Origin of the sequence: Bacillus sp. DJP31 (genome assembly GCF_049310945.1) — a bacterium.
Classification (GTDB): Bacteria; Bacillota; Bacilli; order Bacillales; family SA4; genus Bacillus_BS.
On sequence record NZ_JBMERO010000016.1, the window covers coordinates 50,015 to 65,917 of the forward strand.

Here is a 15,903-nt window from a genome sequence, read left to right on the forward strand (position 1 = left end):
CTATTTTTTTTGTTCTACTTTGTTTCTCAAGTTAAATCCTAAATCAATTATACCTATTATCCTAACAATATAAAGTAAAGGTTGAAATAAGAGGGACACAATGGCAATCGTAATCGGTATCCCTTTTGAAATATTCTTATGATAGCAATAGTAAAAGATGAATGAAATTCCTTGTAACACCATTAAGAGTTGCATAATTTGATGCAAATTAAGGACAGCTAGAAATAGAAATGAATCTTTATCTAATGGAATAATCATGAATATCATTGAGATCAGGTAGTACCAAATAATGCTTTTAGGTAATTGGATTTCACGTATGGGGGGCCATTTCTCAATTTGAAACCCAAGTCTTTTTAAAATTAGTGTAGAGAAAATTTGGGTAATAAGCGCAAAAATAATCCCAGTAAGTACAATAATGGTTGGAAGTAATAAGGGTATTAACTGTAAAGTCTCTTCCATCAAAACTAGACGGTCCCCATCGAGGGATTGGCCCATTTTCTCCATCATTTCCCGGGTTATTTTCAAGGAATCTTCACTTGCCTGAAGAATCACCTCTGGGATATTCACTTCAAATACAGTAATCACTAGGACATAAAGTACTAGCAGATTTAATATGAAGGCAATACTACTAAAAGATAGAACCTCAAATTTAGAACGGTTTTGTTTATATAAATGACCCATTACTACACCGCTAGAACCCATAATAAAGGTCAATGGAATGGCGAAGATGGATCCAAATAATAACGTTAAAATAAGTGCAGCAATGAATAAAATGATACCACTCTTCCAGCCGTTCCTCGCTACGAAAACAACAAAGGGTAACGAAAGGAGTAATGAAGTGATACTTCCCAAGAATGGCATGTATAGAGTAGTAATAAATAAAACGATAAACAGTGCTAACATACTAGCACCTTCTGTTATTACTTTCGTTTTACTCAGGTAGATCACCCCTTAAAATAGACTTTATGTATTCATTAATTCTTGTGATAGTATAACACAACCACTAATCTTCTCCTATTTTAGATGGATTTGATCAAACAGAAAAACCACAGCCTGATTAACTGTGGTATGTATGATCCTTTTATCCATAAGAAAAGCAGCGAGGTTCCCCTGCTGCTTCGTTTATTTATTCTCCAGATACATATGGAAGCAATGCCATTTGACGTGCACGCTTAATTGCAATTGTTAATTTACGTTGATATCTAGCACTTGTACCAGTAACACGACGAGGTAAAATCTTACCACGCTCAGATACAAAACGCTTTAATAAATCTACATCTTTATAATCAATCGTGATAATACCGTTTGATGTGAAGAAACACACCTTTTTACGCTTACCACCACGACCACCTTTACGGAATCCAGCCATCAAAAGTTCCTCCTCTCTACTTGAATTTTAATCCGTCTATTAAAATGGCAAATCATCATCTGAGATGTCAATTGGTTCACCATTATTAGCAAATGGATCTTCATCTACACGAGTGTATCCTTGATTTTTCTGGTTTTGATTTTGATTCTGATTCTGATTTCTTTGTCCCTGATCTTGTCCATATGAAGAGTTGTCCTGTCCGCCGCCGAAGGAACCACCGCGTTCAGCGTTGCTTCCACCCTTGGGTTCTAAGAACTGAACACTATCTGCAAGAACCTCTGTCACATATACACGTTTCCCGTCTTGACCTTCGTAGCTTCTTGATTGAATTCTACCATCAACACCTGCTAAGCTTCCTTTTTTCAGGAAGTTTGCAACGTTTTCAGCCGGACGTTTCCAAATGACACAGTTAATAAAATCAGCCTCGCGCTCTCCTTGTTGATTAGTATACGTGCGGTTAACTGCTAACGTAAACGTCGCAACTGCCACACCACTAGGTGTATAACGCAATTCTGGATCTTTAGTTAAACGACCTACAAGTACAACGCGATTCATCATTACAAAGCCAACTCCCTTAAGAATACTACTATAACTATCTATTTTTTACTTGTCCTCTAAACTAACAACCATATGACGGATGATGTCTTCGTTAATTTTCGCAAGACGATCAAACTCCTGAACAGCTACTGCTGGAGCGGTCATGTTAACTAGCATGTAGAAACCATCGCGGAAATCATTGATTTCATATGCAAGACGACGCTTACCCCATTCTTTAACATTTGTTAACTCAGCACCATTTTCAGATAAGATACCGTTGAAACGTTCAACAAGCGCTTTTTGAGCTTCTTCTTCAATATTTGGACGAATGATGTACATAACTTCGTACTTTCTCATTTCTGTCACCTCCTTTTGGACTAGCGGCCCAGTCATGGGCAAGGAATAATTTAAACTAATTACTCACAATTGAATATTATATCAGAGACCGCTGTCTTCTGCAACTAGAAGAAAAGCTAAATTGTCTCGTTTAGCCCGGGAAAAGCAAATGTTTCAAGCTACATGCACTTTTATCCTTTTCGCCACTCCGTTATACGACCTCATAGTGCTCAGTATGGATTCAAATGCAAGCGCCTTTTGGGTGGTCAAACTTAAACGTTAAATCGGAAATGAATGACATCTCCATCTTGAACGATATACTCTTTTCCTTCTAAACGAACCTTACCCGCTTCTTTGGAAGCAACCATATTTCCTGCTGCAAGAAGATCATCGTAAGACACTGTTTCAGCACGAATAAAACCACGTTCAAAATCAGTATGAATAACTCCAGCACACTGTGGTGCTTTCATACCTTTTTTAAATGTCCATGCACGTACCTCCTGAACACCTGCCGTGAAATACGTTGCTAGCCCAAGTAGATAATAAGCAGCACGGATCAATTGGTCTAATCCTGATTCTTCAATTCCTAATTCTTCAAGGAATGCCTTCTTTTCCTCTGGGTCTAATTCAGAGATTTCCTCTTCAATTCTTGCACAAATCACGATAACCTGAGCATTTTCCTTTTCTGCAAAATCTCTTACTTTTTGCACATAAGGATTCTCAGATGGATTTACTACATCGTCTTCTCCAACATTTGCTACATATAGAACCGGCTTAATCGTCAATAGATGTAAACCTTTTACAATCTTTAGCTGATCATCTGTAAATTCGACTGTACGTGCAGGCTTTTCTAGCTCAAAAGCTTCTCTTAATAGTACTAAAACTTCATGCTCTATTACAGCATCCTTATCTTTTCCTTTTGCCAGTTTTGCTACACGATCAATTCGCTTTTCAACTGTCTCTAAGTCGGCAAGAATGAGTTCTAGATTGATGGTTTCGATGTCATCAATTGGATCTACCTTACCTGAAACGTGAGTGATGTTGTCATCTTCAAAACAGCGAACCACTTGGCATATAGCGTCAACCTGTCTAATATGTGAGAGGAATTTGTTTCCAAGACCTTCCCCTTTACTAGCACCTTTTACGATACCTGCAATATCTGTAAATTCAAACGTTGTTGGTACTGTTTTCTTTGGGTTTACTAGCTCTGTTAATTTATTTAATCGTTGATCAGGTACTTCTACAACTCCTACGTTCGGATCAATTGTACAGAACGGGTAATTTGCAGACTCAGCACCTGCTTGCGTAATTGCGTTAAATAGTGTGGATTTCCCTACATTTGGAAGTCCCACAATACCAGCTGTTAATGCCATCTCATTCACTCCTTGTTTCTCGTAAACACTTTAATCTTTCCCAATTATAGATACTACCACTTAAAAAGACAAGCTATTCCCCTGCGACAAAAAGAAAAGGCACCATTCGGTACCATTAACATTTCTCTATATTTACTAAGCAATCGTAAAGAATGCTTCCTAGTCCATTATCTGATTTTCCATTTGAAGTTAGCTGATTAACACTTCCACCAAATGCATGCCAGTTACCTTCATCAATATTAATCATTTTACGGTGTGATTTTTTCATAATTTTAACGTTTCCGGTCAATTCACCACGTTTATTGTAAACCTTGACCCTGTCGTTTTCTTCTATTCCCTCTTCCTTTGCAATATCGGCTGAGATTTCTATTTTATTTTGCTGCAGCCCGGAGATAAGGTGATAATTTTGTGAATGATTTGATCGCATTGGATGCAAGGATAAGAGTGAATAAGGATACTTCTCTTCAAGTTCCGGATTTTGATTTGAAGACTCCTTAGGAAATGAGAGAGTTAGTCTTCCATTTAAGCCTTTTTGTTTGGCCAAGCTTGCTGTAAATTCATATTTACTACTAGGTGTTTTAAAAACTTTATCTTCCCATGGAACATCCTTCACTGGTAAAAGAAGGTGATTTTCAACTTTAAGTTGTTCAAGGGTAATCCCGTAATCCTTTAAATTCGATAGTCCCATTTGTAAAAACTGCTCGCGATTATATGTAAAGTCTTCTCCAAACCCGAGCTTTTCCGCTAACCTTGACCATATCCATAGGTCTGACTTCGCTTCCCCTGGAGCAGTAACGAGTGCAGGACTATAATTGACATACCCATGATACATAGATGCATAATATACATCTTCTACCTCGAAGGATGAAGTAGTGGGGAGTAAATAATCTGCCATCGCTGCTGTATCCGTCATATATTGTTCGATGACAACAACTGTCTCCACTTTCTCGAAAGCCTCTCTAACTTTAGTGGTATCCGGAACTTGGGTTAATGGATTGCCACAAGTCACAACGACCATTCTAATTGGAGGTTCAGTTGAATTCACTATCTCCTCCGCTTGTTTCATCATCGTGAAAGTACGGTGATTGATTTTCCTGTGCGGAAGAGTCAGAGCATCTATATTAAAGCTTTGGCCAACCTGTAAATTTCCATAATTGGCTCCACCACCAGGAATTCCAACATTACCACACATGGCAATCAGAGCATCAATGCAACGAATAGTGTTCCCACCATTCTCATATCGTTGCATACCTAGGCCTAAATAGGTCGAGGTAGGTCCATTTCCATAAATCTCAGCAAGACTAGTGAACACACGTTCTTCAATTTCTGTATATAATGAGAGTTCTCGTAAAGTGACAGACTGTAGCAACTCTTCTATATCACTAAAACCAACTGAATGATGGGTAATAAAATGGCGGTCTTCTAATTTTAAACGGCATACCTCTTTCATAATTCCTAAAGCTAAAAATGAATCCATTCCAGGTTTAATTGAAATATATTCATCTGCAATCTTAGCTGTTGCATTATATATTGGATCAATAACAGTTAAAGTGGCACCCTTTTTCTTGGCTTCTTGAAGGTATTCATATAAATGCATATTCGTTCTGGCAACATTTCTTCCCCACACCACAATATGCTTACTATTTAAGATATCATGTGGTGCATGGCTATACGAATCCCCGAAATCCCATTTTTGAGCTTCAATCCCTGCTCCCCAGCAAAGACTACCCACAAGTTCAGTCACACCACCAAAAAGATTAAAGAAACGTTTGTCTAAGTTAATGAGCAGCCCACTATTCGCATAATCATGGCTATGAAGAATGGCTGTACTCCCATACTCTTCTTTAATCCCCGCCATAGTGCTCGAAATTTCCTCCAAAGCTTGATCCCATGTAATTGGTTGAAATGAACCGTTAACCTTCTTCAGTGGTGTTGTAAGACGTTGTGGGTTATTCGTTCTGGCTTCTAAGGCTCTTCCTCTTCCACAAATCTTCCCTTTTGTGATTGGATGATCCAAATCACCTTCAATTTTCACGATTTTGTCATGGCTAACTGTCACCGTAAGTCCACAACTATCCCAACAGTTTAGAGGGCAAGCTGATTTAACCTCTTTCTCCACCTTTCATCTCTCCTACTCTACTTATTCGCCTTCAAATTGCACTAATACCTTTTTCATTTTTCTAGAAAACTCTTTTCTTGGGATAATAACACTATGCTGACATCCTTCACATTTAACTCGTATGTCCATTCCCATTCGAATGATTTTCCAACGATTCGTACCACAGGGATGCTGTTTTTTCATCTCAACAATATCATTTAGTCCAAATACTTTCTCTTCCATCCCATATGGCTCCTCTCTTACTTATATTCTTATTCTTCATGTTCAAGCTTACCTTTACTTCCAGGTTCTTCCTTACGGTTATACATAACTAAACGTGGGAAAGGAATCTCAATATCATTTTTATCTAGACAAGATTTTATCTCTTTTCTTAGTGCCCTTGAAATGGCAAAGTGTTTCATCGGCTTCACCTCAGAAACGATTCGGAGCACTACATCAGATACTCCAAGCATTTGAATACCCAATAGCTCAGGAGTTTTCACCATATCTTCATATCTAGATGGCATTTCCTCTAATAGCTCTTGAATGACCCTTTCTGCCTTCACAATATCCCCTTCATAAGCAATACTCACATCAACGATCGCAACACTATTTGAGATGGAGAAGTTTGTCACATCTGTTATGTTTCCATTAGGGATTATATGAATTTCACCTGTTATACTTTTAAGTTTTGTTATTCTTAATCCTATTTCTTCTACAGACCCTTCAAAATTTCCTGTTCGAATATAATCACCTACAGAAAATTGATCTTCAAAAATAATAAAAAATCCAGTGATAACGTCTCTGACAAGATTTTGAGCTCCAAACCCAATGGCTAATCCTGCAACTCCTGCTCCAGCAAGTAATGCTGTTACTTCTATTGTAAATACTTCTAAAATCATAATAAAGGAAATAAAATAGATCACATAGGTCAAAATGTTATCTAATAACTTCAATAGTGTTGCTTCTCTTCTTTCCGTTACACGTAAAGGGCTTGCTGTACGGATTTTAAATATATTATGCAACATAATCTTACCAACACGTATTAATATATTCGAAATTAGAATGATCAATATAATCTTAAGGAGTCCCTGTCCCAATCCTAACCAAATCTTTTCATCTGTTAAATAATTCATTATTTTTTCATAAACCTCTGTAATCATATCAGCTACACTTCCTAACTTTGTTTGTAAATCGTACATTCTTCTCTTTTTCTATCATATCAATATATTACTCCCATTTATAGCAATTTTAAATTGTTAAGTAAACCAATTCACCACATTCTTTTAATTAATCTCACATGCCCTCATGAAGTAATTAGGTTTTTTTCTTTATTATAACTTTCTTGCTATTTAAGCAATATGATAAGTGGTGGATTTTAGCGAGGGGATGCTCACTTGAGGGCACTGGAAAAGTCCACTTTTTAAAAAGTATGTGTTAAATTTACCTGTTGATTTCCACTCCAGGATTCTCTCTTTATGTGGGTCTCGCCTGTCCCGCTGCTTGCGCAGGAGTGGCGAACCTTTCGCTCTACTCAACTTATTTATCAACAGGAAGATTTCATAAACTCCTTTTAAAAAGAAACAATCTTTTAGAAAAGAGCTCTGATAAATAACCTAAATTTCTAGTACATATGTATAGAATGAGAGAATTCTCCGTATACTGTTATTACAATTAATAAGGGGTGGAATCTATGAATCTTAGACCGAGTTTTTTTGATAAGAAGGGCGGGGAATTAAAGGTTCCTTTTGATGAGGTAGGATCATCTACAAAGATTGCAACTTCTATCGTCTCGCACCTTCCTATAAAAACCAATCAGTCTATAGCTATTATCTGTATTGGAACAGACCGGTCTACTGGTGATGCGCTCGGTCCTTTAATAGGAACAAAGCTCGAAGAAAGAAAACCCTCTCTTTTTCATGTTTATGGCACTCTAGAAAATCCAATTCATGCTGTGAATTTAGAGGAACAACTACAATATATAAACAAGCAATTACATCAGCCTTTTATTATCGGAATTGATGCATGTTTAGGAAGATTAAAGAACGTTGGTATTGTTACTGTTGGGTCTGGTCCAGTGAAGCCTGGAGCTGGCGTACAAAAGGAATTACCACCAGTTGGTGATATACATATAACTGGCATAGTAAATGTTAGCGGTTTTATGGAGTTCTTTGTTTTACAAAATACTCGACTTAACTTAGTGATGAAGATGGCAAACTCCATTTCTGAAGGGATTTATGAAGCGAGCATACTATCAAAAAGAAAGCAATTGGCTGCGAAGTTTGCGGATCGTTTTAAATCTATATAGAAAGAAAGCTCATCTTCCAAATATGTAGGAAGGTGAGCTTTTAAAAGAATTCGTTAAAACTGATAAAGGATTATTACAATTAGTGCCACAACTAAAATACTCGGTAAAAGATTGGCTACTCTAATTTTTGTGATTCCTAATAGATTGAGCCCTATTGCAAGAATCATTAATCCTCCAGTTGAGGTCATCTCTACAATAAAACTATCCATTAATATAGATGGAACAAACTGTTCAATTTGTTTAGCAAACAAGGTAATTGATCCTTGATATAACATGACCGGAATTGCAGATAGCACAACTCCTACTCCAAGAGTTGTTGTCAAGATAATACTCGTAAAACCATCAATTAATGATTTTGTGTATAGCACTTGATGATCGTTTCTCAATCCGCTATCAAGTGAACCGATAATGGACATTGCCCCTATAACAAAAATCAATGTTGCGGTAACGAATCCTTTCGCTATGTTTCCTTTAGCTCTAGTCCCAATCTTCTTTTCAATCCATAATCCTAATTGGTTCAACTTTTCATCTAAATCTAGCAACTCTCCTATTATTGAACCAAATACTATACTCACAATCACAATCAAAAATTGATCACTTTTTAATCCCATCTGAATTCCAAGCAAGGAAACAGACAAACCAATTCCTTGCATAACTGTATGCTTAACTTTTTCTGGAATCTTGGTTAGGAAACTGCCCATTACTGTTCCAAGTATGATACAGATTCCATTAACTATCGTCCCTAGTAGCACCATATATAGTATCCCCTTTTAGAATACACAATGTTATTCTCTGGTTTTATATCCAACTAAAAAAATAAACCACGTTAAGTGGTTGGAATTGCAGTTATTCGATTACATCCAATAACTCTAGTATTCGGTTAAGATCATCAGGCGAAAAAAAATTCAATTTCAATTTTACCTTTTTTCTTTGTTTGCCTAATGGATACGGATGTTCCAAATTTTTCTCTCAAAATTGTTTCTCGCTCTTTAATGAGAATATCTTTTTCTATTTTCGGTTTCGATGTTTCACGTGAAACATTTTCATTTAATTGGTTCACTAGGTGTTCAAGTTGTCTAACATTCAATTGTTCTTTGAGTATTTTTTCGACAAGGATATTTATTTTATCCTTTTTTCTTAAACCAAGAAGTGCTCTACCGTGCCCCATTGAAAGTTTACCTTCTGTTATGTAGCTCCTAATCACTTCAGGAAGGGATAATAATCGTATATGATTAGCGATATGCGGTCTACTTTTCCCTATTCGCTTCGAAAGCTGTTCTTGAGTAATATCTAGGTGTTCAAGCAAAGATTGATAGGCAAACGCTTCTTCAATTGGAGTTAAGTCCTCGCGTTGCAGGTTCTCTAACAGAGCTAATTCCATCATTTGTTGCTCTGTAAATTCTCTAACTACAACTGGGATTAACTCAAGTCCAGCAGCTTTTGCAGCACGATGACGTCTTTCTCCAGCAACAATCTCATAGCCCTTTATACTTTTTCGCACTATGATAGGCTGAAGTATTCCATGCTGGATTATGGATTCCTTTAATTCTTGGATTGCTTCCTCTTCGAAGTGTTTACGAGGTTGATATGGATTAGGACGTATGTCTTTTAACTTAATCTGATGGATTGATTCCTCTTTATTTAAGTCAACATTAGGGAAAAATGCATTGATTCCTTTCCCGAGTCCTTTAGCCACCTATCATCACTTCCTTTGCAAGGTCTAGATATACCTCTGCACCTCTTGACTTCGGATCATAAATAATGATCGGCTTACCATGACTAGGTGCTTCACTTAAACGTATATTTCTAGGTATAACCGATTTATACACTTTTTCTTGAAAGTACTTTTTCACTTCGTCAATTACTTGTATTCCGAGATTTGTACGAGCATCTAGCATTGTAAGTAAGACGCCTTCTATCATAAGATTGGTGTTCAAATGTTTCTGTACTAATCGGACCGTATTGAGTAACTGACTCAATCCTTCAAGGGCATAGTATTCACATTGAACTGGAATCAGTACTGAATTGGATGCTGTGAGAGAATTGATTGTGAGTAACCCTAATGATGGAGGACAGTCAATAATAATAAAATCATAAGATGCTTCAACTGATTCTAAGGCTCTTCTCAATCTTACTTCTCTTGAAATCGTTGGTACTAATTCAATCTCTGCACCCGCCAACTGAATGGTAGCAGGGATAATATATAAGTTTTCAACATCTGTTGGTTTAATTACATCTTTAGCATTGGCATCTTCTACTAAAACATCATAAATACATGAATCAACATCAGCTTTATCAATACCTACTCCACTAGTGGCATTGCCTTGGGGATCTATATCTACTAGGAGAACTTTCTTTCCTAAGTATGCTAAACATGCACCCAAATTTACTGATGTGGTGGTTTTTCCAACCCCACCCTTCTGGTTTGCAACCGAGATGATTCTAGCCACGCTGTCACCTACCTTCAAATCTATCCTATTATTCTATTAACTATACCATTTTATCACGAATATGAAAAAAATGAGTTTTATTTCTAAAATTATTTTTTCAAGAAAAAAATGCACAAGAGCACCGTATAACTCAAACAAGTAGTTTTTTTAAGTTAAATACGTGTTTTTTGCTTTGCCTTGAGGTTATTTGAGCTCAAGGAGTTGATAACTGTAGCTGATTTCAAAATACGTAAACCTTATAAGCTCTGTTCATAAAAAAAATCCCTATCCGATGAAAGGGATTTACACTCTATTTTTTAACGATTTTTATGGTTATTTGATAGTATTTTTCAAATTCTTCCTCGGTTGAGTCAAGTTCAACTCCATTATCTTGAACCATCGTTAACGATTGACGTATGGTGTTCATTGCAATACGCATATCTTTACTAAATGCTTTTCGTTTCGGCTTTGGTTTTTCATTCAATTCTTCTGTTAATCTATTCACTCTATTTTCTGTCTGTTTCACATTTAATTCTTGAGAAATTATTTCATTAAGTAGCTTAATCTGCTTTTCTGAATCTTTTAAAGGTATGAGTGCTCTTGCGTGTCTTTCAGTTATTTGTTTCGAAAGCAGTGCGTTTTGGACTTCTTCAGGTAGCTTTAATAGACGTAGTTTATTGGCAACAGTAGATTGCCCTTTGCCTAACCGTTGAGCCAGCGCTTCTTGTGTTAAATTGTGTAGTTCTAATAATTTTGCATAAGCGAACGCTTCTTCGATAACTGAAAGCTCTTCACGTTGCAAGTTTTCTATTAAAGCTACAGAAGCAGTTTCTGCATCGTTAAAATCTTTTACAATCGCTGGTATTGTCTCCCACCCAAGCTTTGTAACTGCTCGGAATCGTCTCTCTCCTGCAATAATCTCAAATTTACCTTGGTCATATTCTCGAACAACTATTGGTTGGATAATTCCGTGTGTTCTAATTGTTAAAGCTAACTCATCAATTTTACCTTCATCAAATACTGTACGGGGTTGATATCTATTTGGGACAATATTAGATAGAAGAATCTTTTTTATTTCTTCATTTTCTGTCTTCTCAATGATCTCACTATCTTCTTTTTCCCCTATACCGAAGATTCTAGAAAAAGGACTCTTCATTCTCCAACACCACCTTTAGGAAACTCCTCTTATATATATTCGTCGTAAACCATGACTTTCCTTCTTTGAAAAATGTTTCACGTGAAACATTTTACTTTAACAATAATCCACCTACTCGATTGGTGTACTACCTAAACTATAGGTGTCTTATTGGGTGTTCCTGCCTTTCGTGGATATTCCTTTGGAGTTTTACGTTTTTTCTCAATAATGAATAGAGAGCGTTCACTTTCTTCTGTAGGTAATTGGAATGAGTACTCTTCTATTAGTGCCCCTCCTAGTACTTTTATAGCAGCTTGTCCTTGTTCTAATTCATCCTTTGCAGCTGCACCCTTCATTGCGACAAATAAACCATTTTGTTTGACTAATGGTAAGCATAATTCACTTAATACAGATAAACGAGCAACGGCTCGTGCTGTCACCAAATCATACTTTTCTCTAAATGCTGGGTTTTGTCCGAATGTTTCTGCCCTATTATGATAAAAATGGACATCTGATAAATCCAACTGCTTAGCTAATTCATTCAAAAAGTTTATTCTTTTTTGAAGAGAATCAACGATGGATATCCTTAAATGCGGGAAGCAAATTTTAATTGGAATGCTAGGAAACCCTGCACCCGCTCCTACATCACAAATAGATATTTCCTTTGTGAAATCCACATAGAAGGCTGCAGAAATAGAGTCGTAGAAATGTTTTAAGTAGACTTCCCCTTTTTCAGTTATGGCTGTTAAATTCATTTTTTCATTCCACTCAATCAATAACTGGAAATAAAGCTCAAATTGACTCACTTGCTTAGGAGTAAGAGTGATTCCTTTCTCCTTAAGCAGTAAAATAAATTGGTCTTGATTCATAACAGTATCCTTTCTCAGCATCACCTTATTGGTTAGATACTCGCGCAATCTTACCTTGTTCCAAATACACTAATAATATGGAAATATCCGCTGGATTAACACCTGAAACACGCGATGCTTGCCCTAGTGATAGTGGTTGAACTTCCTTTAGCTTTTGTCTTGCTTCAGTTGCTAAGTTTGAAATTGCATCATAGTTAATATTTTCCGGAATCTTCTTATTCTCCATTTTCTTCATACGATCTACTTGTTGCAGCGATTTCTCAATATAGCCCTCATATTTAATTTGAATTTCTATTTGTTCTGCCACTACTTCATTAACAAGTGTATCAGCAGGAGCTAGCTGACTAATATGAGCATATGTCATTTCTGGCCGTTTTAATAAATCAGTTGCTCTGATTCCATCTTTTAGTTCACTTCCACCGGCTTCTTTAATCAATTGCTGTGTTTGAGAAGTTGGTTTAATAATAACTTTTTGAAGACGTTCTTTTTCTATACGAATCTCTTCTTTTTTGGTTTCAAAACGTTTGTATCGCTCTTCAGAAATTAATCCTATTTTATATCCAATTTCTGTAAGTCTTAGATCTGCATTATCATGACGAAGTAATAAGCGATATTCTGCCCTTGATGTTAACAATCGATAAGGTTCATCTGTTCCTTTTGTAATCAGATCATCAATTAGCACACCAATATAAGCCTCTGATCGATCTAATATCACTTCTTCCATACCTAAGGCTTTAGCTGCAGCATTAATTCCTGCCATTAAGCCTTGCCCTGCCGCTTCTTCATAACCAGAGGTACCATTAATCTGACCTGCTGTATAGAGTGATTCTACCCTTTTGGTTTCTAAAGTCGGCCATAACTGAGTTGGAACAATTGAATCGTATTCAATTGCATATCCCGCTCTCATCATTTGAACGTTTTCTAGACCTGGAATTGAGACTAGCATTTTCCGTTGAATGTCTTCTGGTAAGCTTGTAGAAAGTCCCTGTACATATACTTCTTGTGTGTGTCTTCCCTCTGGTTCAAGGAAGATTTGGTGTCGTGGTTTATCATTGAATCGTACAATTTTATCTTCAATAGATGGGCAGTATCTTGGCCCTGTTCCTTTTATCATGCCTGAATACATAGGAGATCGATGCAAGTTATCATCAATGATTTGATGTGTTTCTAGACTAGTATAGGTTAACCAGCAAGGAATTTGATCTGTAATAAATTTCGTCGTTTCATACGAAAAAGCCCGCGGTTCATCATCACCAGGTTGAATCTCCGTTTTTGAATAATCAATGGAATGGCCATTCACTCTAGGTGGAGTACCCGTTTTAAAACGAACTAAATCAAAGCCAAGCTCTTGTAGGTGTTCTGATAACTTAATCGAGGGCTGTTGATTATTTGGTCCACTTGAATACTGGAGATCACCGATAATAATTTTCCCTCTTAAAAAAGTTCCAGTCGTAATGACGACCGTTTTGGAATGGTATAATGCACCGGTATTTGTCATAACACCTTTACATATGTCATCCTCCACAAGTAATCGATCGACCATTCCTTGAAGTAAAGTTAGGTTTTCTTGATTTTCAATCGTTTTCTTTAATTCATGCTGATAGGCGAACTTATCAGCCTGTGCTCGTAAGGCTCGAACAGCAGGACCTTTACCTGTATTCAACATTCTCATTTGAATGTATGTTTTATCGATATTTCTTCCCATTTCTCCGCCAAGAGCATCAATTTCCCGGACGACTATTCCTTTTGCAGGGCCACCAACCGATGGATTACATGGCATAAAGGCAACCATATCTAAATTAATAGTAATCATTAATGTTTTTGCGCCCATTCTAGCAGAAGCGAGTCCTGCTTCACATCCGGCATGACCTGCCCCAATGATAATCACATCATAATTACCAGCGTCATAATGTTGCATGTAAGAACCTCCTAAAAAACCTATTTACCTAAGCAAAATTGAGAAAAAAGTTGATCAATTAAACTTTCGTGAACTGAATCCCCTACAATTTCCCCAAGGAGCTCCCATGTTCTGGTTAAATCTATTTGCACTAAGTCAATGGGAATACCACTTTCAATTCCGTGAATTACATCTTGTATGGTTTTGTTAGCTTGTGATAGTAAAGCAATATGTCGTGAATTAGAAACATAGGTCAGATCATGTGAATCTATTGATCCGGAGAAAAACAAGGATGAAATTGCCTCTTCTAGCTGGTCAACACCAAGGTCTTCAACTAAAGAGGTTGAGATTAATGGATGAGTAGCTGCTAGTTCCTTAATACGATCTACATTTATTCTTTGGGGTAGATCCATTTTATTTATAATGACAATCACATCCATTCCTTCAACAGCTTTAAAAAGCAGCTCATCTTCAGGAGAAAGAATGTCATTATTATTAAGGACAAGTAAGACCAAATCAGCTTCTTTTAACACTTGCCTAGAACGTTCTACGCCAATCTTCTCTACGATATCCTCTGTTTCCCGTATTCCAGCCGTATCGAGCAATCGTAATGGGACTCCTCTGACGTTCACATACTCTTCTATTACATCTCTTGTCGTTCCTGGGATATCAGTTACAATAGCTTTATTTTCATGAACTAGACTATTCAATAATGAAGATTTCCCTACATTAGGCCGACCAATAATAGCTGTAGATAAACCTTCTCTTAATATCTTTCCTTGCTGTGAGGTCATCAGGAGTCTTTCAATCTCCAGACGAACACTTAAGGATTTTTCAATAAGCATGGAATGAGTCATTTCTTCTACATCATCATATTCTGGGTAATCAATATTAACCTCAATATGAGCTAACGTCTCTAGTAACTCTTGACGAAGTTGTTGAATTAATTTAGATAATCTACCTTCCATTTGACCAAGTGCAACATTCATAGCTTTGTCTGTTTTAGCTCGAATTAAATCCATAACGGCCTCTGCCTGTGATAAATCAATCCGACCGTTTAAAAATGCTCTCTTTGTAAACTCTCCGGGCTCAGCAAGTCTAGCACCATTTTCAAGAGCTAAATGCAATACCTTATTAACCGTAACAAGACCCCCATGACAGTTAATCTCTACTACATCTTCTTTTGTAAAGGTCCTTGGGGCCCTCATAACAGAGACCATAACCTCTTCAACTATAAGTCCTGATTTCGTATCCAATATATGTCCATAATGAATGGTATGTGATGGCACTTCTGTTAAGTGCTTTCCTTTAAAGATTTTAGTAGCAACGGAGATACTTCCTTCTCCACTCAATCTCACAATTGCAATAGCTCCCTCACCCATAGGAGTCGATATGGCTGCGATCGTATCAAAATGCATGGTTATGGTTTCGCCCCTTCCTCGGTCGTAAAATCATTCTATATATTAACGTTTAAATTTCATGACTAGTATTTTCTCCTACTTATTAAGCGTAGATATTATGCACATTATTCCCCAAAACTAAATGCACCAAT

15 protein-coding genes and 1 pseudogene are annotated in these 15,903 nt (G+C 36.8%); 1 reads left to right on the forward strand and 15 read right to left on the reverse strand.

The genetic code is table 11. The features are described from left to right. The 8 genes from ACOI1C_RS14915 to ACOI1C_RS14950 form a co-directional block, all read right to left on the reverse strand. Positions 1–903, reverse strand: a complete 903-nt coding sequence (locus tag ACOI1C_RS14915; protein WP_422511291.1) for a YybS family protein — start codon at positions 901–903, stop codon at positions 1–3. A 223-nt stretch (positions 904–1,126) separates the two neighbouring features. Continuing rightward, a complete protein-coding gene (rpsR, locus tag ACOI1C_RS14920) occupies positions 1,127–1,369 on the reverse strand; it encodes a 30S ribosomal protein S18 (protein WP_422511292.1) in 243 nt (80 codons plus the stop codon). 39 nt (positions 1,370–1,408) lie between these two features. After that, positions 1,409–1,927: a single-stranded DNA-binding protein gene (gene ssb, locus ACOI1C_RS14925; RefSeq protein WP_422511293.1), complete on the reverse strand. Its 519-nt coding sequence runs from the start codon at positions 1,925–1,927 to the stop codon at positions 1,409–1,411. A gap of 45 nt (positions 1,928–1,972) precedes the next feature. Further along, positions 1,973–2,263 (reverse strand): 30S ribosomal protein S6, encoded by a 291-nt coding sequence (gene rpsF, locus ACOI1C_RS14930; protein ID WP_422511294.1) that lies wholly within the window; start codon positions 2,261–2,263, stop codon positions 1,973–1,975. Positions 2,264–2,514: 251 nt separating this feature from the next. After that, positions 2,515–3,615, reverse strand: coding sequence for a redox-regulated ATPase YchF (gene ychF, locus ACOI1C_RS14935; RefSeq protein WP_422511295.1), 1,101 nt, complete (start codon positions 3,613–3,615; stop codon positions 2,515–2,517). A gap of 115 nt (positions 3,616–3,730) precedes the next feature. Beyond that, on the reverse strand, positions 3,731–5,734 hold the full coding sequence (locus ACOI1C_RS14940) for a molybdopterin-dependent oxidoreductase (RefSeq protein WP_422511296.1): 2,004 nt from the start codon (positions 5,732–5,734) through the stop codon (positions 3,731–3,733). A gap of 21 nt (positions 5,735–5,755) precedes the next feature. Next, positions 5,756–5,956, reverse strand: a complete 201-nt coding sequence (locus ACOI1C_RS14945; protein WP_422511297.1) for a DUF951 domain-containing protein — start codon at positions 5,954–5,956, stop codon at positions 5,756–5,758. 29 nt (positions 5,957–5,985) lie between these two features. Next, on the reverse strand, positions 5,986–6,915 hold the full coding sequence (locus tag ACOI1C_RS14950; RefSeq protein ID WP_422511298.1) for a mechanosensitive ion channel family protein: 930 nt from the start codon (positions 6,913–6,915) through the stop codon (positions 5,986–5,988). A 491-nt stretch (positions 6,916–7,406) separates the two neighbouring features. Here ACOI1C_RS14950 and yyaC point away from each other — a divergent pair, with 491 nt between their 5' ends. Continuing rightward, a complete protein-coding gene (yyaC, locus tag ACOI1C_RS14955) occupies positions 7,407–8,021 on the forward strand; it encodes a spore protease YyaC (RefSeq protein WP_422511299.1) in 615 nt (204 codons plus the stop codon). A 53-nt stretch (positions 8,022–8,074) separates the two neighbouring features. Here yyaC and ACOI1C_RS14960 read toward each other — a convergent pair whose 3' ends face one another. From ACOI1C_RS14960 to mnmE, 7 genes and pseudogenes are all read right to left on the reverse strand, one after another. After that, positions 8,075–8,776, reverse strand: coding sequence for a DUF554 domain-containing protein (locus ACOI1C_RS14960; RefSeq protein ID WP_422511300.1), 702 nt, complete (start codon positions 8,774–8,776; stop codon positions 8,075–8,077). Positions 8,777–8,867: 91 nt separating this feature from the next. Beyond that, positions 8,868–9,717, reverse strand: a pseudogene (locus ACOI1C_RS14965) (ParB/RepB/Spo0J family partition protein). Further along, on the reverse strand, positions 9,710–10,471 hold the full coding sequence (locus ACOI1C_RS14970) for a ParA family protein (protein ID WP_422511301.1): 762 nt from the start codon (positions 10,469–10,471) through the stop codon (positions 9,710–9,712). Before ACOI1C_RS14970 ends, ACOI1C_RS14965 begins: the two are co-directional and overlap by 8 nt. 289 nt (positions 10,472–10,760) lie before the next feature. Further along, the gene (gene noc, locus ACOI1C_RS14975) at positions 10,761–11,606 is read right to left on the reverse strand and encodes a nucleoid occlusion protein (RefSeq protein ID WP_422511302.1); all 846 of its coding nucleotides are present in this window, start codon (positions 11,604–11,606) and stop codon (positions 10,761–10,763) included. A 131-nt stretch (positions 11,607–11,737) separates the two neighbouring features. Further along, complete coding sequence (gene rsmG, locus ACOI1C_RS14980; protein ID WP_422511303.1) at positions 11,738–12,454, reverse strand: 16S rRNA (guanine(527)-N(7))-methyltransferase RsmG; 717 nt, start codon at positions 12,452–12,454, stop codon at positions 11,738–11,740. A 25-nt stretch (positions 12,455–12,479) separates the two neighbouring features. Beyond that, on the reverse strand, positions 12,480–14,372 hold the full coding sequence (mnmG, locus tag ACOI1C_RS14985; RefSeq protein WP_422511304.1) for a tRNA uridine-5-carboxymethylaminomethyl(34) synthesis enzyme MnmG: 1,893 nt from the start codon (positions 14,370–14,372) through the stop codon (positions 12,480–12,482). Between the two features lie 20 nt (positions 14,373–14,392). Next, positions 14,393–15,769: a tRNA uridine-5-carboxymethylaminomethyl(34) synthesis GTPase MnmE gene (gene mnmE / locus ACOI1C_RS14990; protein ID WP_422511305.1), complete on the reverse strand. Its 1,377-nt coding sequence runs from the start codon at positions 15,767–15,769 to the stop codon at positions 14,393–14,395. Positions 15,770–15,903 lie beyond the last annotated feature (134 nt).